A 26,877-nucleotide genomic window follows, 5' to 3' on the forward strand; every position below is an offset into this window, starting at 1 on the left:
TACTTTTGCAAATGCATATTCTTTAGTGTGTCATTAAATTAAAATGAGGAGGAGAATTATGAGTACAGAAATGTATGGAATGCCTAATAACATTGATGTGCAATATGATATGATGAACCCAGCAGATGAAAGAATTCATGGGGGATTCGGCCACGGAGGATTCGGACACTTTGGTGGATTCGGCCACGGAGGATTCGGACACTTTGGTGGATTTGGCCGTCCAGGATTTGGATTTGGTGGCTTCGGCCGTCCAGGATTTGGTTTTGGTGGCTTCGGAAGACCATTTGGATTTGGCTTCGGAAGACCATTTGGATTTGGATTTGGGTTCCCATTCTTAACTGGGTTAGCAGCAGGTGCCTTATTATCTCCAGGCTACGGATATGGTTACGGATATCCGTACTATCCACCATACCCATACCCATACCCATACCCTTATTATCCTTGGTATTAATGAATCATTAAAACATAGGCTTTGCCATAATCGGCAAAGCTTTTGCTATATTTTTTTGTGGAATTAAAATGTGTATTTGTTATCATCAACGAGAATACATCTAACTTATGAAAAAGGTTATAATAAAATTGGCTTGGTCTATTTTTCTATGAATAATAATACTTGGAGGAAAACACATGCGGATCGGAGTACCTACGGAAATCAAAAATAATGAAAACCGTGTAGCAATGACACCTGCTGGAGTGGTCAACCTAGTGAAATTTGGTCATGAGGTTTTTATTGAAAAAGGAGCAGGGCTAGGCTCAGGTTTTTTAAATGAGGATTATGAAACTGCTGGTGCGAAATTAGTAGATACAGCAGAAGAAGCATGGTCCATGGAAATGGTAATGAAGGTTAAAGAGCCGCTTCCTAGCGAATATAAATACTTCCGAGAAGGCTTAATATTATTTACATACTTACATCTTGCACCTGAACCAGAATTAACCAAAGCATTGATTGATAAAAAAGTAGTGGGTATAGCCTATGAAACGGTGCAGTTACCTAATAGAAGTTTACCATTATTAACACCGATGAGTGAGGTCGCTGGAAGAATGGCTGCTCAAATTGGTGCTCAATTCCTTGAGAAGGTTCATGGAGGGATGGGTATTCTTCTATCCGGTGTCCCAGGAGTCCAAAGAGGAACGGTAACTATTATTGGCGGAGGTGTGGCTGGAACGAATGCGGCTAAAATGGCGATTGGTTTAGGCGCAAAAGTGACCATTATTGATTTAAATCCAGATCGACTTCGTCAATTAGATGATATTTTTGGATCCGATGTGACAACCTTAATGTCCAATCCTTATAATATTGCCGAAGCAGTAAAGGAGTCGGATTTGGTCATAGGCGCTGTTCTTATTCCAGGGGCCAAAGCACCGAAACTTGTAACGGAAGCGATGATTCAATCCATGAAACCTGGCAGTGTCGTTGTCGATATTGCAATCGACCAAGGAGGTATTTTTGAAACGACTGATCGGATTACTACTCATGATAATCCAACCTATGTGAAGCATGATGTTGTCCATTATGCTGTTGCCAATATGCCTGGTGCTGTACCAAGAACATCAACCATTGCGTTAACAAACGTAACCGTACCGTATGCGGTTCAAATTGCCAATAAAGGATACAAACAAGCATGTCTTAGCAATGAAGCATTATTGAAGGGTATCAATACACTAGGCGGGTATGTAACTTACGAAGCAGTCGCAGACGCACATGGACTTGAATTTTTAGATACCAAAACATTGTTGGAAAAATAATGATTAACTAGGAAGGAGGAGGCACGGATATGTCCCTCCTCCTTTTTATAAAGGGTGATTCTACGTGACCGAAAAGAGCCAGGAACTTTGGCACATTTGGCGTATAAAGTCTAAAATTATTAACAAAGCATTTAATAAAAATAAAACCAGCTCCTAAAAAGGAACTGGTTTAATAAAACTAAATATGTAGCCGCATTTGCCGTATTAATATAAGAAAGTTTTAAACCACCACTCCTCAAAGTGGGTGTTCTCAGAAACTTTTCTGCATGTCCTCCAGGTCTTATAGACAGAGGCTTGTCATTCGAGCTCCAATGGTTAAACTCCCTTTTACAGCTTAAAGGTTAAAACTTTATTATGACTACGAACAACGCAGCTTGTATTTATATAATATATCAACTCTTCACAGATTTCAATGTAAAAAAAGTCCAAAAAAAATTATTTAATGATCTGTAACTCTTTTGGGAATTTTGTTAGGACCTTTGCCCCGTCTGCGGTAATAAACACATCGTCTTCAATGCGAACACCAGCCACATTTGGTACATAAATACCTGGTTCAATCGTGTATACCATACCTTCTTCAATAATAAGGTCATTTGTCTCGGTTAGAGATGGGTATTCATGCACGCTTATCCCGAGGCCATGCCCAAGGCGGTGTGGAAAATACTCTCCGAATCCGGCTTCAGCAATGATTCGACGGGCAGTTAAGTCCACTTCGGCTGCACGAACCCCTGGTTTGCTTGCTTCAATGGCAGCAAGCTGCGCTTTTAATACGGTGTCATAGATTTCCTTTTGCTTGTCATTAATGTCCCCATAAGCAACCGTTCTAGTGATATCAGAACAATACCTGTCAACGACCACTCCCAAATCAAATAAAACAAGATCGCCTTTTTGAATTTTTGTTTCTCCAGGGTTTCCATGGGGAGAAGCTGCATTTGCTCCGGTAAGCACCATTGTCGAAAACGACATTTCGGTCACACCCTTTTGTTTTAGGGCGTATTCTAAGGCATTAAGTATTTCCAATTCCGTTTTGCCTTCCTTGATTTCACTAGCACCGAATTCAACTGCGTAATCGGCTAGAGCACAGGCCTCTTCAATAGTTTTTAACTCCTTGGCATCCTTAATCATTCGAAGCATTCGTAATTTTTCTTCAGCAGAAACAAATAATGCCTGCGGGAATAACTTTGAGAGTTGTTCATAACGTTCCACATTCATATGCTCTTTTTCAATCGCTGCTTTTGACACATTGTTTATTCTTTTATTAATGGAATTTAGAATCATTTCCCACGGATTGTCAATGTCGCTATAGCCGAGAATTTCATAGTCCCAGCCAGAACGTTTGGCATCATGGACTTCCATCCCTGGGCAAACAAGGAAGGGCTCGTCTGTTTGAAAGACTGCTAGTGCGAGCAAGCGTTCATGTGGATTGGTGTAATATCCGCTTAAATAAAATACATTCTCTGATGAGGTTAGAAAGCTAACTTCAATATCGTTTTCTCTCATCCATGTTTGAAGCTTAGTTAATCTCTGATTCATTTTTACTCCCCCTATGTAATTCATGTACTATGATGAGATTATCAATTAAAACTTGAAATGTAAACTAACTGACCACCTTGTACTTCTCCTTGCTTAAAATCAATATATTAGGATTAAACTAGAGATATGGAAGGAATTCCAGTTATTGTATGGAAGTATATACTATATGAAAACCGAGAGGAGCAAGTCTAATGAAAATTTCGTATCATGGACATTCTGTTGTACAAATTCAAACAAATGGGAAAACCATCTTAATTGACCCATTCATAAATGGTAATCAATTGACGGACTTGAAAGTGGAGGAACTAAGACCAGATGTCATTATTTTATCGCATGGTCACAATGACCATGTCGGGGATACGGTTGAGCTGGCAAAGAAAAATAACTCCCTTGTCGTTGCTAACCACGAAATTTCTACTTACTTAAGCTGGCAGGGAGTTCATACCCATGGGATGCACATCGGTGGAGCCCATCAATTTGAGTTTGGCAAAGTTAAACTAACTCAAGCCTTTCATGGATCAAGCTTTACAACAGAAAATAATGAACTCATCTATTGCGGCATGCCTGCTGGAATCTTATTTATGAATGAAGGAAAGACGATTTATCATGCTGGTGATACGGGGTTATTTTCAGATATGAAGTTGATTGGTGAGCGCCATCCGATTGAATTAGCCTTCCTGCCCATAGGTGATAATTTTACAATGGGGCCTGAAGATGCAGCATACGCAGCCAAGCTGTTAAAAGCTAAAACAGTTGTGCCGATCCACTACAATACCTTCCCGCCAATCAAACAAGACCCGTTTACGTTTATTGAGATGCTGGAAGATAAAAACGGTAAAGTACTCCAACCAGGCGAAGCCATCGAAATTTAATTGTTCTTAGGTGATTTACATACTTTTTTCCCTCCACAATGCATAAATATGGAACAAGCAGTCTTTTAGGGGAGGAAATAAAATTGAAAAAGAACAGATATTTACTTTGCCTGTTACTCTGTGGCATCTTGCTTTATTATGGAGCACCAAGATTATCTATTTATGCTGAAGGGGCTCAAGGGATATTTTCATTAGCCTGGCTCTCATTTGCCTTATTCGTTATCGCTGGAAATCTTACTGGGCTTCTTTATAGCCCAAAAAAGCAAGGACAAAAACTTCAATCGGAGCGACGATCTAGGAAGAAATCTAGGTTCTATCATTGAGAATTAAGACTAATGTGAGAATCCGCATTGAATCAAGGCTTTCAACACTCTATAATAAAAATTATATGTAATCCGGGTTATTCTAAATAGAATAATTGGAATTTGACTATAAAGGGTGAAGGTCTTGGCCACTAAGCATGAACAAATTTTACAATATATTGATGGTCTCCCTATTGGGGAAAAGATATCTGTCAGACAAATTGCCAAGGCGATGTCTGTTAGTGAAGGTACAGCCTACCGTGCGATTAAAGAAGCGGAAAATAAAGGATATGTAAGTACCATCGAACGGGTTGGAACGATTAGAATAGAACGGAAAAAGAAAGAGAATATTGAAAAACTCACTTTTGCTGAGGTAGTAAATATTGTTGATGGTCAGGTATTGGGCGGAAGAACGGGCTTGCATAAAACCCTAAATAAATTTGTTATTGGTGCCATGAAATTAGAAGCCATGATGCGCTACACTGAGGCTGGTAACCTATTAATAGTTGGGAACCGGACTCAGGCGCATGAACTTGCTTTAAAAGCTGGAGCCGCTGTGCTCATAACCGGTGGATTTGATGCGGACGATCATATCAAAAAGCTAGCAGATAAACTAGAAATACCGATCATCTCAACGAGCTATGATACGTTTACGGTCGCAACCATGATTAACCGGGCGATTTATGACCAATTAATCAAAAAAGAAATTATTTTAGTCGAAGATATTTTAACCCCTCTTGCTGATACTTTTTATTTAAAAACGACGGATAGGGTGTCAAAATGGCATGAATTTAATCAACAAACTGCACACAGCCGCTACCCAGTTGTTGACCAAAACATGAAGATTCAAGGGATGGTGACAAGTAAGGACATTTTAGGTCAGGATTTAGAAACATCCATCGATAAGATTATGACCAAGCATCCCATGTCCGTTAATGGGAAGACAAGTGTGGCTTCAACTGCACATACCATGGTCTGGGAAGGAATTGAAGTACTTCCTGTTACAAATGACTCAAACCGTCTGGAAGGTATTATTAGCAGGCAGGATGTTTTAAAAGCATTACAAATGAACCAGCGGCAGCCACAGGTTGGGGAAACTCTCGACGATATCGTTACAAATCAAATGGTATTAATGCAGGGAAAAGCAAAAGGAGAAGAGGTATACTCTTGCGAAGTAACCCCGCAAATGACCAACCAACTTGGAACAATCTCTTATGGTGTGTTTACAACGATTGTCTCTGATGCGGCAAACCGTGTATTAAGGAGCTATAAAAAAGGCGATCTTGTCGTTGAAAATATGACTATTTACTTTATTAAACCTGTTCAAATGGAGAGTATATTAGAAATTTATCCGAAAGTACTTGAAGTCGGACGTAAATTTGGAAAAGTGGATGTAGAAGTTTTCAATGAAGGAATATTAGTTGGAAAAGCAATGATGATGTGTCAGTTGCTTGATAGAAATTAGACAGCTATCAAATTTATACTAATAAAAAAAGCCGCTTCACTAATGGAGAAGCGGCTTCTATATTTATTTTTGCATTTCAAAATTTTTAGCTTCCTCGATTGCGAATGGAAGGTAATGTTTATATTTTTTGAAACCGATCCAGCTGAATAATGCTCCATAAACAATAAATACTGCAGCAACTATATACATAACCGTTGTTTCGGAAATAAATAGCATGTGATTAACTCCAAATAAAAAGACAAAAAGCCCTAGGGCAATATTTGATTTAGCAGCAAGCCATTTCTTTTCTACTAAACGGTTGCTTCTGATGTATTTTGTTTTATAAAATAGATAGAAAGCAAAAAGTATAGCAATTAATACAACAAGTACAAACATATTATTTCCTCCAAGCATAGAAAATCTTCTATTATTGTAACTGTAAAAACAAAAAAATACCACATTTGGTTTATTAGTTGGTAAAGGAGCATTGCACATGATTGAGCAGATTTTAGCAGAGATTGAACAATTTGAAACCATCATTATTCATCGTCACGTACGTCCAGATCCTGATGCCTACGGTTCACAAGGTGGATTGGCAGCGATTCTTCAAGAATCCTACCCGAATAAAAAGATTTATGCGGTTGGTCTAGAGGAACCCACCCTTCATTACATGCGCAGGCTTGATGTGATTGAAGATGAAGTATATAAGGGTGCATTAGTGATCGTTTGTGATACCGCAAATGCTGAAAGGATTTGTGACAAGCGTTATTCTCTGGGTGAAAAGTTAATAAAAATTGATCATCATCCAAATGAGGACCCGTATGGTGATTTATTATGGGTGGATACAAGCGCTAGCTCGTGCAGCGAAATGATTTATGAATTTTATTTAAACGGAAAAGACAAAGGGCTAAAAATGAACGATGCAGCAGCGAGATTGTTATACGCTGGCATTGTCGGTGATACTGGAAGATTTCTTTTTCCGAGTACGACGGAAAAAACACTGGGGTATGCTGGGGAATTAATTCATTACAATTTTTCACGGACTGAGCTATTTGACAAGATGTATGAATTGGATACCAATATCATTAAGTTAAACGGTTTTATACTGCAAAATTTTGAGTTACAGAATAACGGTGTTGCCTCCGTTAAGCTAACAAAAGAACTATTACAAGAATACAATGCAAAACCCGCAGAGGCATCCCTCTTAGTTGGAACATTAGGAAATGTAAAAGGAATAAAGGCATGGGTATTCTTCATCGAGGAAGCCGAACAGATAAGGGTACGTCTGCGTTCAAAGGGTCCTGTCATCAATGGAGTTGCAAGGCAGTTTAAAGGTGGGGGACATCCACTAGCATCAGGAGCATCCATCTATTCTTGGAACGAAGTGGACGATGTATTGAAAGCACTTGACGAAGTATGTGAAAATTATTCTTTTAATAAATAGAAAAATCGGCCCTCGTGAGAGTGAGGGTCGATTTTTTATTATTCAAACTGAATCTCTAATTGGATCGAAAGGTTTGTATAAAAAACCATTTCTTTAACCTTTAGTTTATACCTTTTATCATTTATTTTAATTGGTTTATTTTCAATAATTTTTTTCAAAAGGTCCTTACTTTTGTAGACGGTTTCGATATCTTTTGCAATCATCATGCTAATATCATCTCTAACCGAGTCTTCTGTCTCTAATACACTTAACGAATCAAGTTTATATTTTTCCCAGTTCGCAATTCTAATGTTGATTTTCTGGACTGTAAGCTGTTCAATATTTCGCTTATTAATTTCTTTATATTCTTCCTGCCAAATTTTTTTCTCTTCGTTTAAGTCAACAATTGTCTGCGCTTGTTTCCGAATTAATTCGGTGTTCTTTTCCTGCCAAACGCCATAAATATATAAAAAAATACACCAGCTAATCACACCACCTACGGCCATTCCTCCAAAAAAACGCTGCCAGGAAGGTCTTCGATATAATGGCGGGATTCTCATGATGAGATATGCTCCTGGGTTAACCAATTAATCAGGAGGGCACCAGTCTGGGCCCCGCCTAAGGCAGAGAGTATTAATAAAAATTGTTTAAAAAGATCCTTTGTATTCGCATCAAATAAACCTCTTTCAAACGTATAAACCGCATCAAATGTCCCGCCAATCGCCGAAACAATCGCCCAAATTCTAAGCGCTGATGATAAGCGGTATACGGTCGTAAGTGGTGGCTGTCCGGTTAGAAATGAGGCTATCCCACCAATAAGCGAACCACCAAGCACCACACCTAAGGCAATAAAGTAGCTTTCTATAAAAGCAGGAAAAAAACCAATTTCTTTCATCTCGTCAACCGCCCTTACCCATAATCAATCCCAATACTCATTTATATGGACAAACAATTGCAAATATGTTTTTTAAAATGAGAACATATTTTCTTTTTTATCAATAACGTTCTATAATAAAGGGAGAGATTATGGAATTAAGGGTGTGACAATATGTCTTTTATTCACCTACATGTATATAGTGCATATAGTTTATTAACAAGTACGGCATCTGTCCCGGATTTAATTGAAAATGCACAAAAAAAAGGCTTTTCTGCGATCGCCTTAACCGACAGAAACGTCATGTACGGAACGATTGAATTTTATAAGTTGTGTAAGAAAAATAATCTTAAACCCATCATCGGGTTAACTGTGGATGTAGAAAGTGAAAACAACAATAACGAGTCCTATCCATTGGTCTTACTCGCAGAAAATGATCATGGCTATAAAAATCTATTAAAGATATCTAGTACAGTTCAAACAAAAACGGATCATGGGATTCCGCTCAGATGGTTGAAACATTATTCGGAAGGGCTTATAGCAATTACACCTGGACTAGAAGGTGAAATTGAGCAGTCCATCTTAAATGGTGAAGAAGAAATTGCCAGAAATATAATAAGAAAACTAGATACCATCTTCGGTAGAGACTGCTTTTTTCTAGCGATTCAAAATCATCAACTTGAACAAGAAACAACAATTAGAAATCAGTTTAACTTGATTTCAAAAGAAATGAATGTTCCGCTTGTAGCGACAAATCAGGTCTATTATTTAGAAAAAGAAGATATGTTTGCCCAAGAGTGTTTGTTAGCCATAAAAAATGGTGATAAATTGCAGGACGATCACAGAGAAAAGTTGGAAAACGATCAGTTCTATTTAAAAACTGCAGGTGAAATGGTGGATCGTTTTTCTGATGTCCCAGATGCATTAGAAAATACACTCAGGATTGCAAACAGATGCGACTTTAACATTGAACTGAATAAGACCTATCTGCCAGCATTCCCAACGGAGAATGGAATGCAAGCTCCGGAGTATTTGGAATTGTTATGCAAACAGGGATTAAGTGAACGTTTTCCTGCCCCATCTCAGGAATATTATGATCGTTTGTCCTATGAACTATCGGTTATTAAGCGAATGGAGTTTAGCAATTATTTTTTAATTGTTTGGGATTTTATGAGATATGCCCGCACGCAGGGAATTTTAACAGGTCCAGGAAGGGGTTCAGCAGCAGGATCGCTTGTTGCTTATGTTTTATACATAACGGATGTGGACCCATTAAAGCATAATCTATTATTTGAACGATTTCTAAATCCTGAGCGGATTTCGATGCCTGATATTGATATTGATTTTCCAGATCATCGGCGCGATGAGGTGATTAATTACGTTGCGGCGAAATACGGTGAACTACATGTCGCGCAAATCGTAACATTTGGAACCCTCGCAGCAAAAGCTGCATTAAGGGATGTCGGTAAGGTATTCGGGTTAAATTCAAAGGAACTAGAACATTTATCAAGGACGATTCCGTCGCGATTAGGAATAAACCTGCAAGGAGCCTATAAAGAATCGGAACCACTTAGAAGATTTATTAAGGAAAGCCCGATGAATCAACGGCTTTTTGAAACGGCTTTAAAACTAGAAGGTCTACCGCGCCACACTTCCACTCATGCAGCCGGTGTGGTCATAAGTGAGAAGCAGCTAATTGATTTAATCCCCATTCAACGCGGGTCTAACCATGTATATTTAACGCAATTTTCAATGGAACATCTCGAAGAAATCGGCCTCTTGAAAATGGACTTTCTAGGCTTACGGAACCTTACATTAATCGATTCAATTTTATCTTCTATTTATCGGAAAACTGGTAAGAAAGTAAACATCAACTCGATTCCATTAGAGGACACTGTGACCTTCGACCTGTTAGCGTGCGGAGAAACGACAGGTATATTTCAGCTGGAATCTGAAGGGATGCGCAAAGTTCTAACTCGCTTAAAACCTTCCCGATTTGAAGATATTGTGGCAGTCAATGCCTTGTACCGTCCAGGACCAATGGAAAATATCCCACTCTTTATTGATCGAAAACACGGCGTAAAGAAAGTAGAATATCCACACCCTGATTTGCATCCTATTCTTGAGAATACATATGGCGTCATTGTTTACCAAGAGCAAATTATGCAAATTGCTTCGAAAATGGCTGGTTTTTCACTTGGTGAAGCCGATCTTTTAAGAAGAGCGGTCGGGAAAAAGAAAAAGGAGATTCTTGATAAAGAGCGGAGTCATTTTGTCCAGGGAGCTCTTAGAAAAGGGTATGAACAAACACTAGCAAATGACATCTACGATTTAATAGTCCGTTTTGCTAATTATGGCTTTAACCGAAGCCACGCTGTTGCCTATAGTATGATTGCTTACCAGTTAGCTTTTTTAAAAGCAAATTATCCGGTTTATTTTATGGCCGGCCTGCTTACATCGGCAATCGGAAATGATACGAAAATAGCTCAATACATCATGGAAACAAAACAAAAAGATATCAAGGTCCTGCCTCCATCCATCAATAATAGTGGTTACTCCTTTCAAGTTGAACAGGAAGGAATACGTTACAGCTTAGCAGCCATTAAAAGCGTAGGGGCTGCCGCCTTAAAAGAGATCTTTCAGGCAAGGAAAAAGAAAAGATTTGTAGACTTATTTGATTTTTGCATTCGGGTTTCCTCAAAAGCCATCAATCGAAAAACGCTTGAGTTCCTAGTCCATTCTGGCTGCTTTGATGAATTTGGTGAGGATCGTGCCGTTTTGCTCGCTAGTTTAGATGTAGCGATGGAGCATGCACAAATATTTAAACCATCTGAAAATAACCAATTTGATTTATTTGAAGAAGAATTCATGCCAAGGCCTAACTATATGCAAGTCGATCCCATTAGTCTGGAGAATAAGCTGACATTTGAAAAGGAAGCACTTGGCTTTTATTTATCGGACCATCCGGTCTCTATTTTTGAAGAGCAACTCAAACATGCAGGGGCACACGCCCTATTTGGGATCAAAAATCAAGCCCAAAGGATCTCATCAGGCGTTTATGTCACCTCGATGAAATCCATTCGTACCAGGAAAGGAGATTCAATGGCCTTTTTAACGGTAAGTGATGCAAGCGGCGAAATGGAAGCAGTGGCATTCCCGAATGTTTACAAAAAATATTCGCATCTATTAGGGCACGGGAAATTTTTATTGATTGAAGGGAAAATTGAAGAACGTGAAGAGAAGCAGCAATTTATCATTCAACAAGTTTCAAACTTAGAAGAGTGGTTACAAACTAAAACTGTAAAACAGCCAGTCTTATATTTGAAAATAGTTGAGGATAAACAGGATGAATCTTCCCTTCAGCAACTAAATCAGCTGCTAAAAGAACATCAAGGAACAGCAGCAGTGATCTTACACTATGAAAAAAAACGGAAAACAATTAGACTGGGGTCAGAAAATAATATCAATCCTACCCCCAAATTACTGCAATTATTAAGAAATCTGCTAGGTCCAAAAAATGTTGTCCTGAGGGAATAATTCTTTACAACTTTCGAAGATATGTTATAGTGATAATGAGACAAGTGTGGTCTGACCACCAAAAAATCGAACTACATATAGCGGGATGTTAAATAATCTTTTGTAAAAATTTGAGGGGTGAACTATCTTGACTTTACGGGAAGAAGCATTACATATGCATCGAATTAATAAGGGAAAGTTAGAGTCGAAATCAAAAGTTTTAGTCCGAAATGCACATGATTTAAGTTTAGCTTATTCACCAGGTGTTGCAGAGCCATGCAAAGATATTTATGAGAAACCAGAATTGGTTTACGAATATACCATGAAAGGGAACATGGTTGCGGTTGTATCTGATGGCACCGCTGTTCTTGGACTTGGTAATATTGGACCTGAGGCAGCTCTCCCTGTTATGGAAGGTAAAGCAGTATTATTTAAAAGCTTTGCTGGTGTTGATGCTTTTCCCATCTGTTTGAACACAACTGATGTTGACAAAATTGTTGAAACTGTAAAATTACTTGAACCTACTTTTGGAGGCGTCAATCTTGAAGATATTGCTGCTCCAAATTGTTTCGTAATTGAAGAAAGATTAAAAAAGGAAGCAAATATTCCAATCTTTCATGATGATCAGCATGGCACAGCAATTGTTACGGTTGCAGGTCTTGTCAACGCACTTAAGCTTATCGGCAAAAAAATGACAGAAATTAAAGTGGTCGCAAACGGTGCTGGTGCAGCGGGAATTGCCATTATTAAATTGTTATATAGTTACGGTGTTAGGGACATAATTATGTGTGATACAAAAGGCGCCATCTACGAGGGGCGTCCACAGGGTATGAATGCAGTTAAAGCTGAAGTAGCGAAATATACAAACCGAGATAACCTAACAGGCAGCCTTGCTGATGTAATTAAAGGTGCGGATGTTTTTATCGGAGTTTCAGTTGCAGGTGCACTTACAAAAGAAATGGTAGCATCAATGCATCCAGATTCTATTATTTTTGCTATGGCCAATCCGGACCCTGAAATTATGCCTGATGAGGCAAAAGCAGCAGGAGCAAAAGTGGTCGGAACAGGCCGTTCAGATTTTCCAAACCAAGTTAACAATGTTCTCGCATTCCCAGGAATTTTTCGTGGGGCACTCGATGTTCGTGCCACCCATATAAATGAAAAAATGAAAGTCGCGGCTGTAGAAGCTATTGCCAACTTAATCAGTCCAGATGAGCTGAATGCCGACTATGTCATTCCCGGACCTTTTGATCCGAGAGTTGCTCCAGATGTTGCAGCAGCAGTCGCAAAAGCAGCAATGGAAACCGGGGTTGCCCGCATTAAGGTTGATCCTGAAGAAATAAAGGAAAAAACAAAGAGGCTCGCTATTATTGGCAAAAGTGAGTGATACGTTAGTGGGAAACAATACTAAGGTATATTTAGAGATTGTTAAGCAGTTACGAGAAATGATTAAAATCGATGGATTACAATCCGGAGATAAGATCCCATCTGAACGAGAGTTGTCGGAGCGCCTGAATTTCGGGCGCTCTTCCGTTAGAGAGGCACTTAGGGCATTAGAATTGCTTGGGTTAATTGAAACACGGAGGGGCGAAGGGACGTTTATTCGCGACTTTCGGGGCAATCATCTCGTCCAGCTTCTTAGTACATTTATTTTACAGGATGAAAAAGCGAAACGTGATGTATTTGAGACAAAGTGTTATATTGAGATGGACTGCCTAAGATTAGCCTTGCAAAAAATAGATAACAAAAATATAGTGAATTTGAAAGAATGGGCAAATCAAGATAACAGCGTAATTGATGATGAGTTTTTTTATCAAATTATTGAGATCGCTGATAACCATCTTTTCTCTAGAATTTGGTCTATTTTAAAAGAGTATTACCATTCGCTTGAATCAAAAAAAATCGTCAATCCTCGTCAAGACTATCTATTACTAATTGAGGCCCTGTCTGAAAAGAATGAAGTCAAAACACTATCTGCATATTACAATCTACGGAATTTGTCTGTTTTTAACGACAAATACTAACAGATTTTGAACCCATTTTAATTTATAGTGTAGGTTAACCAAGCCCTAAGATAGGGTATTTTTGTTTCAATGGTGGTCTGACCACAATGGATGTATGAAGTTTAGTATGAATAGAAAAACTTCTAAATAGTATTAATTGGAGAAACTTGCCAGAGTTATCGTAACACAAGGGAGGTTTAATTTTTGGCGCTAAAAGATCTTTTTTCAAAAAATCCTACAAAAAAGAAGAAATATGCTCAAATACCGACGGAAACTGCAAAAAATGATGTTCCTGAAGGAATTATGTCAAAGTGCCCTTCATGTAAGAAGATTATGTATACAAAAGAATTAATGAAAAATTTAAAAATATGTTTGCATTGCGGTCATCATTTTCCAATGAACTCAAAAGAACGGATTGACACTTTCATAGATAAAGGAAGTTTCATGGAAATGAATGATAATATGATTTCAAAAAATCCATTAAACTTTCCTGACTACCTTGAAAAGCTTGAAAAAGACCGACAAAAGAGTAAATTGAACGAGGCTGTTGTCACTGGAATTGGAACAGTTAACGGTCATAAAATTGTTCTCGCCATTATGGATGCATCGTTCCGAATGGGAAGCATGGGCTCAGTTGTTGGCGAAAAAATTACGCTAGCTATTGAAAAAGCGGATGAGTTAAATGTTCCGTTTATTATTTTTACCGCATCAGGTGGAGCGAGAATGCAAGAGGGTGCCTTAAGTTTAATGCAAATGGCAAAAACAAGTGTTGCCTTAAAAAGGTTTAGTAATAATGGTGGATTAATCATTTCGATTATGACGCATCCGACAACTGGTGGTGTATCTGCGAGCTTCGCATCATTGGGAGATTTCAACCTAGCTGAACCAGGTGCGCTCATTGCATTTGCCGGGCGGAGAGTTATTGAACAATCCATCCGCGAAGAATTGCCTGAGGATTTTCAAACGTCAGAGTTTCTGTTAAAACACGGTCAGTTGGATGCAATTATCGTTCGAAATGACTTAGTTGAGAAAGTCACAAACATTCTAGAAATCCATCAACCTGGAGGTGTGCTCAGATGGTAGGAGAATTAGAATTTGAACGCCCGGTCATCGAGCTGAGAAAGAAAATCACTGATTTAAAAGAGTTCACCAAAACCGCTGATGTTGACTTAAGTTCAGAAATTAGCAAATTAGAGACTAGGCTTGAAAAGCTTGAGCAGAGTATTTATGAAAACATTAAGCCTTGGGATCGGGTACAAATTGCTCGTCTTCCAAACAGGCCGACAACGCTAGATTATATTCCTTATCTGTTTGAGAATTTCTTTGAATGTCATGGCGACCGAACCTTTGCTGATGATGAGGCAATAGTGGGCGGAATTGCTAAATATAAAGGATTACCTGTAACAGTGATTGGCCATCAGCGCGGAAGAGACACGAAAGAGAATATTCGCAGAAACTTTGGAATGCCACATCCAGAAGGCTACAGAAAAGCACTTCGATTAATGAAACAAGCAGATAAATTTAATCGACCGATTATCTGTTTCATTGATACAAAGGGTGCCTATCCTGGAAAGGCAGCAGAAGAACGCGGGCAAAGTGAAGCAATTGCTCGTAATTTGTTTGAAATGGCTGGTCTTAGGGTTCCAGTGGTTTGTATAGTGATTGGTGAAGGCGGGAGTGGCGGCGCTCTTGCACTTGGAGTTGGTAATCGTATCTATATGCTGGAAAATTCAACCTACTCGGTTATTTCACCGGAGGGTGCTGCGGCAATATTATGGAAAGATGCAGCTTTGGCTAAAGATGCAGCTGAAACAATGAAAATAACCGCACCGGATTTAAAAGAACTAGGTGTCATTGATGGGATCATTCCCGAAATTAAGGGCGGTGCCCAAAGAGACGCAATCAAGCAAGCAGAAGAAATTGATAATGTACTTAAGACAGCGTTGCAGCAGCTGCTTAAGCTTTCAGAAGATGAATTAATTGCTGATCGTTACAAACGTTTCAGGACTATTGGTGAATTTGCAATTGTCAATGAATACATCGGGGTTAATTAATTTAACGTGCTCATAACGATGGGCACTTTTTTTGTTTAATTCACAAAATGTTCATCATAAATCCATAAAAAGTTTGTTGATGACGCTTACAAGAGTGAATAAAGCGTTTCCAGTTAATAGACTATTCTGCCTATTATAATTACTAATACCATAAGGTTGTTATAGTTATTTCTTCATGTTATTTTATAAATATTCGAGGGTTTTAAGTAAATAATAAAAGAAGTAATTTTTAATAAGATCGTAACTTTATTTTCTTTTTTCAAATGAGGATATACATATTTTTTTAAATTAAAAATAGAGGTGGTAACCATGAAAAAAATAGGAGTACTTACAAGTGGTGGAGATTCCCCAGGGATGAATCCAGCCATTCGTGCTGTGGTTCGGAAAGCAATTTATCACAATCTTGAGGTTTATGGTATTTATGGTGGTTATACGGGATTAATTTCTGGAAATATTAAAAAGCTAGAACTTGGTTCTGTTGGAGATATTATTCAGCGCGGCGGGACAATGCTCCAATCGGCACGCTGCCCAGAATTTAAAACAAAAGAAGGACAGCAAAAGGGAATCGAGCAGCTAAAAGCACATGGAATTGAAGGCCTAGTGGTTATCGGTGGAGATGGTTCTTACCGTGGGGCAAAAGCGTTAACAGAGCATGGCTATCCGTGCGTTGGGGTTCCGGGTACGATTGATAATGATATTCCTGGGACAGAACTTACGATTGGGTTTGACACAGCTTTAAATACAGTTATCGATTCATTAGATAAAATTCGTGACACTGCGACTTCTCATGAAAGAACTTTTATTATTGAAGTAATGGGGCGAAACGCTGGGGACATTGCTCTTTGGGCAGGACTTGCTGGCGGCGCAGAAACGATATTAATACCTGAAGAAGGCTATGACATGAATGATATCGTTGAAAAACTTCGAAAAGGGCAGGAACGCGGTAAAAAGCATAGTATTATTGTTGTTGCTGAAGGTGTGTGCAGTGGTGTTGAGCTTGGGAAGCAAGTTCAGGAGGCAACAAACTTTGATACGAGAGTTTCTGTCTTAGGTCATATTCAACGCGGCGGCTCACCAACTGCAGCTGACAGAGTTCTTGCAAGTAGATTAGGAGCAAGAGCAGTTGAGCTTCTTATTGAAGGGAAAGGCGGCCGAGCAGTAGGGATTGAAAAGAATCAGCTTGTAGATTATGACATCATTGAAGCGCTTGGCAGACAGCATACTTTAGATCATGATCTATACAAACTTTCTATGGAATTATCGATTTAAGGATTTATGAATTTAAGAAATGGCAAAATTGCTTTTCTAATACGGGAGGAAAAATAAGAATGTTACGTAAAACAAAGATCGTTTGTACGATTGGTCCAGCTAGTGAAAGCGTTGAAAAATTAACACAATTAATCAATTCGGGTATGAACGTAGCTCGATTAAATTTTTCACATGGAGATTTTGCAGAACATGGTGCACGAATCCAAAATATTCGCGAAGCATCTAGGCAAACTGGCAAAATCGTTGCCATCCTATTAGATACAAAAGGTCCTGAAATTCGGACAAACAACATGGAAAACGGTGCACTTGAGCTAACGGCTGGAGAAAATATTATCGTTTCCATGACCGAAGTAGAAGGAACACTTCAAAAGTTTTCAGTTACATATCCAGGGCTAATTGAAGATGTCCATGTTGGCTCAAAGATTCTTTTAGATGATGGCTTAATTGGCTTAGAAGTAACAAATGTGGATAAATCTGCGAATGAAATCCATACCAAAATTTTAAACAGCGGTACATTGAAAAATAAAAAAGGTGTTAACGTTCCAGGTGTATCAGTAAACCTTCCTGGAATTACAGAAAAAGATACTCAAGATATTCTTTTCGGAATTGAACAAGGTGTTGATTTTATTGCTGCCTCCTTCGTTCGACGTGCAAAGGATGTTTTAGAAATCCGTCAGTTATTAGAAGAAAATAATGCTACACATATCCACATTATTCCTAAGATTGAAAACCAGGAAGGCGTCGATAACATTGACGAAATCTTAGAAATTTCTGATGGCTTAATGGTTGCTCGTGGAGATCTTGGCGTAGAAATCCCTGCTGAAGAGGTTCCACTTGTCCAAAAGATGTTAATTAAGAAATGTAATGCGCAGGGCAAACCAGTTATTACTGCGACTCAAATGCTTGATTCCATGCAGAGAAATCCTAGACCAACTCGTGCAGAAGCTAGTGATGTAGCGAATGCGATATTTGATGGAACTGACGCAATTATGCTTTCTGGTGAAACTGCTGCAGGACAATATCCTGTGGAAGCAGTCCAAACGATGCACAATATTGCTTCCAGAGCAGAATCAGCTTTAGATCATAAAGAAATACTCTCAAGCCGCAGTAAAGATACAGAACATAATCTTACAGATGCGATTGGACAATCTGTTGCACATACTGCTTTAAATCTTGAAGTAAAATCAATTATTACCCCTACTGAAAGCGGACATACTGCTAGAATGATTTCTAAATATCGTCCAAAAGCTTCGATCGTTGCGGTAACTTCCGTTGAACATGTATGCCGCCGTTTATCCCTTGTTTGGGGTGTTTACCCGCAATTTGGGAGAGTCGCTACCACAATAGACGAAATGTTAGATATTGCTGTTGAAGAAAGCTTAAATAGCGGTATCGTTAACCGTGGTGATTTAGTTGTCATTACAGCTGGTGTGCCAGTGGGTGAAGCCGGTACAACAAACCTAATGAAAATCCATGTTGTCGGCGATATTATTACAAAAGCGCAAGGAATTGGCCGTAGATCAGCCTTTGGGAAAGTGGTAGTTGCCCATGATGCGAAAGAAGCTTTAGAAAAAGTAAAGCAAGGTTCGATTCTTGTGACAATTGGTACGGACCGTGATATGGTGCCAGCACTTGAAAAATGTGCGGCTGTTATTACCCAAGAGGGTGGATTAACGAGCCATGCAGCAGTGGTTGGACTAAACCTTAGCATCCCAGTGGTTGTTGGGGTAGATAATGCCTTAGAATTGTTTAAAGATGGCCAAGAAATAACCGTAGATGCTACTAGTGGAGTTATCTACAACGGACATGCTAGTGTCTTATAAGAGCAGATAAGAAAAAAAGAAGGGGAGACCCCTTCTTTTTTTAATAACCACAAAATCATCCCCATTGGTAATATAATAAGAATAAGCCGTTTGAAAGGGGACAATCTATGCGTTATTTATTTTTATTGATCATTGTAATTCCTGCTATGGATATTGGTGTTTTACTTTTTTCAGGTAAAGCTATTGGTGTTTGGCCAACCATAGCCCTAATTTTATTAACAGGAATCATTGGGGCTTATTTAGCTAAAAGAGAGGGACTCCAGACAATCAGAAGGGTGCAGGAACAACTAAGCTACGGTCAGATTCCAGGAGAAGCTCTTTTAGATGGAATTTGTATCTTAATTGGCGGAACACTTTTATTAACGCCAGGATTTATCACTGATGTTACCGGATTCCTATTTCTTTTCCCTCCAACCAGGAAGCCGATAAAATTTCTAATCCTCAAAGCGTGGCGAAGACGGATTAATAAAGGAAATATTAAAATCATAAAATAAGAAAAGTCAGCATCCAATTGGGGCTGACTTTTCTTATTAAGAAGTCTCAAACCTCTTTTCCTTTAATAAAAACCCATAAATCATGAAAAACATTAGCACGATACAAGGTGCTAATAATGACAAGGGTGACCGGGCCAACAATTAATCCTAAAAGACCAATCAATTTAAAACCGACAAATAACGCAATCAGTGTGGCTAATGGATCAAGTCCAATATTAGAAGAAAGGATTTTGGGCTCCATGACTTGCCGTTGAACGATGACAACAATATAAAGTACCCCTAAGCCAATTGCAAGACCCGTATTGCCTCCAATCGCCACATAAATAATCCATGGGACAAAAACAGCACCCGTACCCAGGTAAGGAATAACATCCACTATTCCGGTTACTAAAGCGATAGTTATCGCGTAATCAACACGAAGAATAAGTAAGCCGATTAGTATAATAACTGTGGTAATCGATATTAGTGTTAATTGGGCTTTTATAAAACCAAACAGCGCCTTCTTTAAATCAACAAAAACTGACCGGCTGCTTGTTTTTGCTTTCTCAGGTAAGAGTCTGCCGCCCAATGTCGATAAACGGTACCAATCTTTACTAATAAAAAAAGTAGCCAATAAGGAAAAGATTAAAACGGTAGCAGCATTTGGAAGCCAAGCGATGATATTTGGGATAATACCAAATAGGTTCTGAATAAAATTGCCAACGGTTGAGCCAATTCTCCTCCCAACATTCTGTATATTACCAATAATCGTGTCCTGCTGCCCTGATTCAAGTTTATTAAACACACTTGTTAATTGATCATATATCGGAAGAATTTGAGCAGTAAAATATTTCTCTATATATTCAATTAACGTATCTAGATGATCTGGGACTACCGTAGACAAGTAATTTGCACCAGAGACAATCTCGGCTATTAGTAGTGTAATTAAACCTGCAAATAAGGCAAAAATAATAATAAGTGCAATAAAAACAGCTAATGCACGAGGCATTCTAGCCTTTTTTTCAAAAATATCTACAAGTGGATTAATCATAAACGCAATAATTAGTCCAATTAAAAATGGATAGGTCACTTTTGACAGAAAGTAAAAAGAGTAAAGCGCCAAAACAATAGCACCTATTACAATTAAGAATCGTATTGTCCGGTATAAGTACTTTAGATTCAAAGACAAACCTCCTTTAAATGTATGTTTGGTAGTTCTAGTTTAACATTTTATGAAATAAACTGCATAACTTTTCCAGATAAATATCATAGGATTAAAAATATTACGAACATTTTATTTGAAGAATTCGCAAGTAGATAGAACAGAAACTTATTGTAATCATTAATTTCATGCTTATGCTGATATTATGTTACGATAATTTGGATATGGGATGGTGAGAACATGCTAAATGAGTCATTTTTATTTTTACTGTTATTGCTTGTTATTGGTTTTATTGCGAAAAACAGTTCCTTACTGGTTGCCATTGCAGTACTCATTACCTTAAAGGTAGTAGGACTGGATACAAAGGCATTCTCATTTATTCAGTCCAAAGGTATTAATTGGGGTGTCACAATTATTACAATTGCGGTATTAGTCCCGATTGCAAGTGGAGAAATTGGTTTTAAAGATTTAACAGGAGCATTTAAATCATCATATGCTTGGATTGCCCTGATCTCGGGCATGATTGTCGCTATGCTGGCAAAAGGAGGGGTTAAGTTACTAGCAGATGATCCACAGATTACAACAGCACTAGTTCTTGGCACTATTTTATCTGTGTCAATATTTAAAGGGGTCGCAGTTGGCCCTCTAATTGGAGCTGGAATTGCCTATACAGCAATGAAAATTTTTAGCTTTTTTACCTAGATTTTTTGTAAAATAATATTTTTTTGCATTTTTCGGTTCCTTTTCATTCACAAAAATCTGATAATTGTTTATAATAGGCTTGTAAGCGTATCCTTTTTTTACATAAACCACATAGATATGCTGACTTGATTGTAAACCAATTTATGCCTCTAAAAGGAATCTCATTTAAACTATTTGCTTTTTACCCGAGCAATCGCTCAGTCAATTTAAAGGATGAAATAAAGGGAAAAAATTTTTACTTAAAAGGTATGGGGAAATTTAGAATGTGAAGGAGAGATATACTATGACAGTAACACGCGGTTTAGAAGGGGTAGTGGCAACAACTTCCTCAATCAGTTCAATTATTGATGACACGCTAACATATGTTGGCTATGACATTGATGATCTAGCTGTGAATGCTAGTTTTGAAGAGGTAATTTATTTATTATGGCACTTAAAGCTGCCAAATGCAGAGCAGTTAACAGAATTGAAAAAAGAACTTTCTGAGAATGCAGCACTTCCACAGGAAGTAATTGAGCATTTTAAGATGTACCCAATCCAAAAGGTCCACCCAATGGCAGCCCTTCGTTCAGCCGTTTCCCTTTTAGGTTTATATGACGAAGAAGCTGATTTAATGGACGCAGAGTCAAACTACCGAAAAGCAATTCGCCTTCAAGCAAAAATGCCTGCCATTGTTGCAACATTTGCACGTGTTAGAAAAGGACTTGAGCCAATTCCTCCTAAAAAGGAATTAAGCTTTGCAGCAAATTTCTTATACATGTTAACTGGTAAGGAACCAAAACCAATTGCTGAAGAAGCAATAAATAAAGCGCTCGTATTACATGCGGATCATGAATTGAATGCATCTACATTCACAGCACGTGTTTGTGTAGCTACGTTATCAGATGTTTATTCTGGAGTAACTGCAGCAATCGGAGCCCTAAAAGGACCACTTCACGGTGGGGCAAATGAAGCGGTAATGAAAATGCTAAAAGAAATTGGCACTCTTGAAAATGTAGAGCCATACGTCCGTGGTAAGCTTGAGAAGAAAGAAAAAATCATGGGCTTTGGCCACCGTGTATATCGACAAGGTGACCCACGTGCCAAGCACTTAAGAGCAATGTCTAAAAAGTTAACTGAACTAACGGGCGAACCACAATGGTATGATATGTCTGAAAAAATTGAAAGCATTGTCACAGGTGAAAAGAATTTGCCACCTAACGTGGATTTCTATTCAGCCTCTGTTTATCACAGTTTAGGGATTGATCATGATTTAATGACACCAATTTTTGCTGTCAGCAGGGTATCAGGATGGCTTGCACATATTCTTGAACAATATGAGAACAACCGGTTAATCCGACCGCGTGCAGATTATATTGGTCCTGGAAAGCAAAAATATGTTGCAATCGGGCAACGAGGTTAATATTTTACTTTTGTTAAAATAATTGGTCTAATAGTTATGTATGAAAAGGTTAGAGACTAACCTCTCTAACCTTTGATAAGACAAAGGGTGTATGTTTTTTTTAGTTTTCTTTTACATAATAGGAGGGAGAATCAACTATGTCAGGCGAAAAAATCACGGTTACAAACGGAGTATTAAATGTACCAAATAATCCAATCATCCCATTTATTGAAGGTGACGGTATCGGTCCAGATATTTGGGCAGCTTCCGAGCGAGTTTTAAATGCAGCAGTTGAAAAAGCCTATAAAGGCGAGCGTAAATTGATTTGGAAAGAAGTTTTAGCAGGAGAAAAGGCATTTAACCAAACAGGTGAATGGCTTCCAAGTGAAACGCTTGACGTGATCAGAGAGTATTTAATTGCCATTAAAGGTCCATTAACCACTCCTGTTGGCGGAGGAATTCGTTCATTAAATGTGGCTCTTAGACAAGAATTAGATTTGTTTGTCTGCTTACGTCCAGTTAGATGGTTCGAAGGTGTTCCTTCTCCGGTTAAGCGCCCACAAGATACGGATATGGTTATTTTCCGTGAAAACACTGAAGATATTTATGCGGGTATTGAATATGAAAAAGGTACTGAAGCAGTTAAAAAGGTTATTGACTTCCTACAAAACGAAATGGGTGTTAAGAAAATCAGATTCCCTGAAACTTCAGGGATCGGTATTAAACCAGTTTCGGAAGAAGGAACAAGCCGTCTAGTACGTGCAGCGATCAATTATGCTATTAAAGAGGGCCGTAAATCCGTTACACTCGTGCATAAAGGAAATATCATGAAATTCACTGAGGGCGCGTTTAAAAACTGGGGTTATGAGCTTGCTGAGAAGGAATTCGGCGATAAAGTATTTACATGGATACAGTATGACCGCATTAAAGCGGAACAAGGTTCTGAAGCTGCTAATAAGGCTCAAGCTGATGCAGAAGCTTCAGGCAAAATCATCGTAAAAGATGCTATTGCAGATATCTTCTTACAGCAAATCCTTACACGTCCACGTGAGTTTGATGTGGTTGCAACAATGAACTTGAACGGAGATTTCATTTCTGATGCACTTGCAGCGCAAGTAGGCGGTATTGGTATTGCACCAGGCGCCAACATCAACTATGAAACAGGACATGCCATTTTTGAAGCAACACATGGTACTGCCCCTAAGTATGCGGGACTTGATAAAGTAAACCCTTCTTCTGTCATTTTATCAGGTGTGTTATTACTTGAGCACTTAGGCTGGAATGAAGCGGCTACAATGGTTATTAAATCTGTTGAAAAAACAATTGCTTCTAAAGTTGTAACTTATGATTTTGCTCGTTTAATGGACGGAGCAACTGAAGTAAAAACTTCTGAATTCGGTGACGAGCTAATTAAGAACATGGAATAAGAATGGAAAGTGAAGAGCAGATGCGGGCTGTTAATAAAAATAGCCCCTTCTGCCTTTTCTAGATTTAAGTGCAACATTAAAAAGTTCAAGGGGGAGAATTAAAATGTCATTAAAACGTAAAAAGGTATCTGTTATCGGCGGCGGATTTACAGGAGCAACCACTGCATTTTTACTGGCACAAAAGGAACTTGGCGATGTAGTTCTAGTTGATATCCCACAAATGGAAAACCCAACAAAAGGTAAAGCGTTAGATATGCTTGAAGCGAGTCCAGTACAAGGCTTTGATTCTAATATTACAGGTACTTCAAATTATGAAGATACTCGTGATTCTGATATTGTTGTTATCACTGCTGGTATTGCCCGCAAACCTGGAATGAGCCGCGATGATTTAGTCCAGACAAACCAAAAGGTAATGAGAAGTGTTACACAGGAGATTGTAAAGTATTCTCCAAACTGTACGATTCTTGTTCTAACCAACCCAGTAGATGCAATGACATATACTGTATTTAAAGAATCAGGATTCCCTAAAAACCGTGTAATTGGTCAATCCGGGGTTCTAGATAGTGCTCGTTTCCGCACATTTGTTGCTCAAGAATTAAATCTTTCTGTTAAAGACATTACGGGATTTGTATTGGGTGGACATGGAGATGACATGGTTCCGCTTGTACGCTACTCCTATGCTGGTGGTATTCCATTAGAAACATTAATTCCTAAAGACCGCCTAGAAGCAATTGTAGAACGCACAAGAAAAGGCGGCGGTGAAATTGTAAACCTTCTAGGTAATGGAAGTGCTTATTATGCGCCTGCAGCTTCTTTAGTAGAAATGTGTGAAGCAATCCTTAAAGATCAACGTCGAGTGATTCCTTCAATTGCTTATCTTGAAGGGGAATTTGGTTACGATGGCATTTACCTCGGAGTACCAACGATCCTTGGTGCAAATGGTATTGAAAAAGTAATTGAGCTTGAGTTAACTGCTGACGAAAAAGCTGCATTAGATAAATCAGCAGAATCCGTTCGCAATGTAATGCAAGTGTTAGCATAAAAAATTATAATAGAGAAATTCGGGGCTGCAAGGGTTTCCCCGAATTTCTTTGCATTCAAATGAAATCGCTTACAACAGAGGTGGAGTTATATGCTTTTAGGTAAAAAAAGAAAGTTAGGTAGAAGGATTGAAGAAATTACTGTCGGTGAAAAATTGTCTATGTCTGAAAAGATAGAAGACAAGGATATCCTCCTTTATTTAGGTTTAACAGACGATGCTAACCCTCTCTATATTCAACATGATTATGCTTCACAGACTCCTTTTGATAAACCAATCGTTCCTAGTATTATGCTTACGGGAATGATAACCTCTGCCATCTCAAAATATTTACCCGGTCCTGGGAGCCATATCTTAAGCCAAGATATTGAGTTTCCTAAGCCGGTATATCATTATGGAACCGTCGAGTTTTTGTTTGAAGTGATTGAGGTTGTAAGAGATGAGCATACCATAGTGATCAGTGTCATTGGAATGAATGAAAAAAATGAAACTGTCATACTGGGAAGGGTTAAAGTTTGTCCTCCACATCGTTTGGAGGAAATACATGGGAAGACGTTGGATAATTTTTAATAAAATTGATAAGGTTCCAGTATTTTTACTGAAATGATGCTGGAAAACTGGATCACTAAGTAATATCTGTGTTCAATAGTGGTCCATGAGGACAAAAAATGTTTGGAAAGAGCTAAAGTTGTCCTCATGAGGAGTTCATGAGGACAAAAAATGTTTGGTAAGAGCTAAAATTGTCCTCATGAGGGGTTCATGAGGACAAAAAATGTAAGAGAAGAGTTAAAGTTGTCCTCATGAGTTGTCATTAATTAAAAAAACATAACCCTAAAGAAAAACTAGTGGGTCTTTCGCTTACATTCAATTATCTACATAGTAAGAAAACCTCCCTTGCCCCATTCTTTTATAATATTTTGTTAATATTCTATTGATTTTCTTTTTAGAAACAACCTCCCCACACCAATCATAAACACAATTGGTGGTAATCTTCATTTCCGGAAATAGTAGTTTAATTTCCTCCACGCTGCGCAAAACAGCCGACTCTATCCCTTCTTGGAGCCCACATTGGTTACACGCTAAATGATTTCCATTTACAAAAAGTGAAAATGAATTACATTTCGCACAAGTAAACCCCATTCTTAGATGCTCATACTTATATGGTGGTAGCCTCCTATAAGGTGATTCAACTTGATGTAAGGAAATAAGCTTGTCAGCGAGCTTATTATGCCGACTAGTTAGTTTGGAGGTCTGCATATCTAATTTTTTCATGAATCGATTTAGTTGTGAATGATAAACAATGGGTTCGTTCAGGGGTGCTTGATATAATGTAAACTCGGGGTTAATAAACACAACGGTTCCCTCAATGGGGATATTATATCCTAGATTTTGCAGTAACTGGCGGAGCATGAATTTGGTGCGTTTCAATTGGTCTAGTGGATTTTTATAATCTTTACCGGAAATCCTCTCAAGCCTGTCAAGTTTGAAAATGAAGTCGCTTTCATAATTTTTTACCTCAAAAGGGTAAATCGTTTCTTGAAATATAATAGTGGTATCAATTTGGAATTTAGAATTGTTAACCTCAAGCAGCAGATCGTTTAAAATAAAGCACTCACATTGAAGTTTCTCTGTTAATAAATCAAACTGAACTTCACCTTCAAAGCCTTTTTCCTTGTTTTTATAATGCAACTGCTCCTCGGTTGTTAAATTCATTCGTTTATTCAAAATTCTTAGGATTAATAATTCTCCTGTTTCAAAACGTGGTTTGTACGCCATATTCCACTCCCTTTCATAGTTAATTTTATTAAAAAATATGGCGAAATTTGGCACCAAA

25 protein-coding genes and 1 other RNA gene are annotated in these 26,877 nt (G+C 38.3%); 19 read left to right on the plus strand and 7 right to left on the minus strand.

Annotated features, from left to right (window positions below; translation table 11 throughout):
• Positions 1-58 precede the first annotated feature (58 nt).
• Positions 59-451 carry a hypothetical protein gene (locus J7E63_RS08330; protein ID WP_215011028.1) on the plus strand — a complete coding sequence of 131 codons (393 nt, stop codon included), beginning with the start codon at positions 59-61 and terminating at the stop codon, positions 449-451.
• Between the two features lie 176 nt (positions 452-627).
• Positions 628-1,746 carry an alanine dehydrogenase gene (gene ald / locus J7E63_RS08335; protein ID WP_215011029.1) on the plus strand — a complete coding sequence of 373 codons (1,119 nt, stop codon included), beginning with the start codon at positions 628-630 and terminating at the stop codon, positions 1,744-1,746.
• A gap of 183 nt (positions 1,747-1,929) precedes the next feature.
• On the opposite strand, the gene ssrS is transcribed toward ald, so the two are convergent.
• Both ssrS and J7E63_RS08345 read right to left on the minus strand, forming a co-directional pair.
• Positions 1,930-2,125: non-coding RNA, 6S RNA (gene ssrS / locus J7E63_RS08340), on the minus strand.
• A gap of 56 nt (positions 2,126-2,181) precedes the next feature.
• Positions 2,182-3,279 carry a M24 family metallopeptidase gene (locus J7E63_RS08345; RefSeq protein WP_215011030.1) on the minus strand — a complete coding sequence of 366 codons (1,098 nt, stop codon included), beginning with the start codon at positions 3,277-3,279 and terminating at the stop codon, positions 2,182-2,184.
• Between the two features lie 191 nt (positions 3,280-3,470).
• Between J7E63_RS08345 and J7E63_RS08350 the strand changes: the two genes are divergently transcribed.
• From J7E63_RS08350 to J7E63_RS08360, 3 genes are all read left to right on the plus strand, one after another.
• Positions 3,471-4,151 (plus strand): metal-dependent hydrolase, encoded by a 681-nt coding sequence (locus J7E63_RS08350; protein WP_215011031.1) that lies wholly within the window; start codon positions 3,471-3,473, stop codon positions 4,149-4,151.
• An 83-nt stretch (positions 4,152-4,234) separates the two neighbouring features.
• A complete protein-coding gene (locus J7E63_RS08355) occupies positions 4,235-4,474 on the plus strand; it encodes a hypothetical protein (protein ID WP_251033435.1) in 240 nt (79 codons plus the stop codon).
• 124 nt (positions 4,475-4,598) lie between these two features.
• The gene (locus J7E63_RS08360) at positions 4,599-5,918 is read left to right on the plus strand and encodes a CBS domain-containing protein (RefSeq protein WP_215011033.1); all 1,320 of its coding nucleotides are present in this window, start codon (positions 4,599-4,601) and stop codon (positions 5,916-5,918) included.
• A 63-nt stretch (positions 5,919-5,981) separates the two neighbouring features.
• On the opposite strand, the gene J7E63_RS08365 is transcribed toward J7E63_RS08360, so the two are convergent.
• Entirely contained in the window at positions 5,982-6,293 is a 312-nt protein-coding gene (locus J7E63_RS08365) for a YtpI family protein (RefSeq protein WP_215011034.1), read from the minus strand.
• A gap of 97 nt (positions 6,294-6,390) precedes the next feature.
• Between J7E63_RS08365 and J7E63_RS08370 the strand changes: the two genes are divergently transcribed.
• Complete coding sequence (locus tag J7E63_RS08370; protein WP_168245311.1) at positions 6,391-7,341, plus strand: DHH family phosphoesterase; 951 nt, start codon at positions 6,391-6,393, stop codon at positions 7,339-7,341.
• Between the two features lie 38 nt (positions 7,342-7,379).
• Here J7E63_RS08370 and ytrI read toward each other — a convergent pair whose 3' ends face one another.
• Together ytrI and ytrH are read right to left on the minus strand one after the other, a co-directional pair.
• Positions 7,380-7,880 (minus strand): sporulation membrane protein YtrI, encoded by a 501-nt coding sequence (ytrI, locus tag J7E63_RS08375; protein ID WP_215011035.1) that lies wholly within the window; start codon positions 7,878-7,880, stop codon positions 7,380-7,382.
• Entirely contained in the window at positions 7,877-8,215 is a 339-nt protein-coding gene (gene ytrH / locus J7E63_RS08380) for a sporulation membrane protein YtrH (RefSeq protein ID WP_088089236.1), read from the minus strand. The genes ytrI and ytrH overlap by 4 nt, the downstream gene beginning before the upstream one ends.
• 153 nt (positions 8,216-8,368) lie before the next feature.
• Between ytrH and dnaE the strand changes: the two genes are divergently transcribed.
• The 8 genes from dnaE (at position 8,369) to J7E63_RS08420 (ending at position 19,353) form a co-directional block, all read left to right on the plus strand.
• The gene (gene dnaE / locus J7E63_RS08385; RefSeq protein WP_215011037.1) at positions 8,369-11,731 is read left to right on the plus strand and encodes a DNA polymerase III subunit alpha; all 3,363 of its coding nucleotides are present in this window, start codon (positions 8,369-8,371) and stop codon (positions 11,729-11,731) included.
• A gap of 127 nt (positions 11,732-11,858) precedes the next feature.
• Positions 11,859-13,097, plus strand: coding sequence for an NADP-dependent malic enzyme (gene ystJ, locus J7E63_RS08390; protein ID WP_215011039.1), 1,239 nt, complete (start codon positions 11,859-11,861; stop codon positions 13,095-13,097).
• Positions 13,081-13,734, plus strand: a complete 654-nt coding sequence (locus J7E63_RS08395) for a FadR/GntR family transcriptional regulator (RefSeq protein ID WP_285289919.1) — start codon at positions 13,081-13,083, stop codon at positions 13,732-13,734. Before ystJ ends, J7E63_RS08395 begins: the two co-directional genes overlap by 17 nt.
• A 183-nt stretch (positions 13,735-13,917) precedes the next feature.
• Complete coding sequence (gene accD / locus J7E63_RS08400; RefSeq protein WP_215011041.1) at positions 13,918-14,796, plus strand: acetyl-CoA carboxylase, carboxyltransferase subunit beta; 879 nt, start codon at positions 13,918-13,920, stop codon at positions 14,794-14,796.
• Entirely contained in the window at positions 14,790-15,767 is a 978-nt protein-coding gene (gene accA / locus J7E63_RS08405; RefSeq protein ID WP_215011043.1) for an acetyl-CoA carboxylase carboxyl transferase subunit alpha, read from the plus strand. The genes accD and accA overlap by 7 nt, the downstream gene beginning before the upstream one ends.
• Before the next feature lie 309 nt (positions 15,768-16,076).
• Positions 16,077-17,036, plus strand: coding sequence for a 6-phosphofructokinase (gene pfkA / locus J7E63_RS08410; RefSeq protein WP_215011045.1), 960 nt, complete (start codon positions 16,077-16,079; stop codon positions 17,034-17,036).
• Positions 17,037-17,095: 59 nt separating this feature from the next.
• Complete coding sequence (gene pyk, locus J7E63_RS08415) at positions 17,096-18,859, plus strand: pyruvate kinase (RefSeq protein WP_215011047.1); 1,764 nt, start codon at positions 17,096-17,098, stop codon at positions 18,857-18,859.
• A 107-nt stretch (positions 18,860-18,966) separates the two neighbouring features.
• Positions 18,967-19,353: an FxsA family protein gene (locus tag J7E63_RS08420; RefSeq protein WP_214731903.1), complete on the plus strand. Its 387-nt coding sequence runs from the start codon at positions 18,967-18,969 to the stop codon at positions 19,351-19,353.
• 46 nt (positions 19,354-19,399) lie between these two features.
• Here the strand turns inward: J7E63_RS08420 and ytvI are convergent, their stop codons facing one another.
• Complete coding sequence (gene ytvI, locus J7E63_RS08425; protein WP_215011049.1) at positions 19,400-20,515, minus strand: sporulation integral membrane protein YtvI; 1,116 nt, start codon at positions 20,513-20,515, stop codon at positions 19,400-19,402.
• 219 nt (positions 20,516-20,734) lie between these two features.
• On the opposite strand from ytvI, the gene J7E63_RS08430 reads away from it, so the two are divergent.
• The 5 genes from J7E63_RS08430 to J7E63_RS08450 all read left to right on the plus strand — a co-directional run bounded on the left by J7E63_RS08430 (position 20,735) and on the right by J7E63_RS08450 (position 25,613).
• The gene (locus tag J7E63_RS08430) at positions 20,735-21,196 is read left to right on the plus strand and encodes a DUF441 domain-containing protein (protein WP_215011051.1); all 462 of its coding nucleotides are present in this window, start codon (positions 20,735-20,737) and stop codon (positions 21,194-21,196) included.
• A 283-nt stretch (positions 21,197-21,479) separates the two neighbouring features.
• Positions 21,480-22,598 (plus strand): citrate synthase, encoded by a 1,119-nt coding sequence (gene citZ / locus J7E63_RS08435; RefSeq protein WP_215011053.1) that lies wholly within the window; start codon positions 21,480-21,482, stop codon positions 22,596-22,598.
• A 137-nt stretch (positions 22,599-22,735) separates the two neighbouring features.
• Entirely contained in the window at positions 22,736-24,004 is a 1,269-nt protein-coding gene (icd, locus tag J7E63_RS08440; protein ID WP_215011055.1) for an NADP-dependent isocitrate dehydrogenase, read from the plus strand.
• A 103-nt stretch (positions 24,005-24,107) separates the two neighbouring features.
• Positions 24,108-25,046, plus strand: coding sequence for a malate dehydrogenase (mdh, locus tag J7E63_RS08445; RefSeq protein ID WP_088089224.1), 939 nt, complete (start codon positions 24,108-24,110; stop codon positions 25,044-25,046).
• A 90-nt stretch (positions 25,047-25,136) separates the two neighbouring features.
• Positions 25,137-25,613 carry a MaoC/PaaZ C-terminal domain-containing protein gene (locus J7E63_RS08450; RefSeq protein WP_215011057.1) on the plus strand — a complete coding sequence of 159 codons (477 nt, stop codon included), beginning with the start codon at positions 25,137-25,139 and terminating at the stop codon, positions 25,611-25,613.
• Between the two features lie 294 nt (positions 25,614-25,907).
• Here J7E63_RS08450 and J7E63_RS08455 read toward each other — a convergent pair whose 3' ends face one another.
• Complete coding sequence (locus J7E63_RS08455) at positions 25,908-26,819, minus strand: nuclease-related domain-containing protein (RefSeq protein WP_215011059.1); 912 nt, start codon at positions 26,817-26,819, stop codon at positions 25,908-25,910.
• Positions 26,820-26,877 lie beyond the last annotated feature (58 nt).

The sequence above is a fragment of the Bacillus sp. ISL-75 genome (assembly GCF_018613095.1).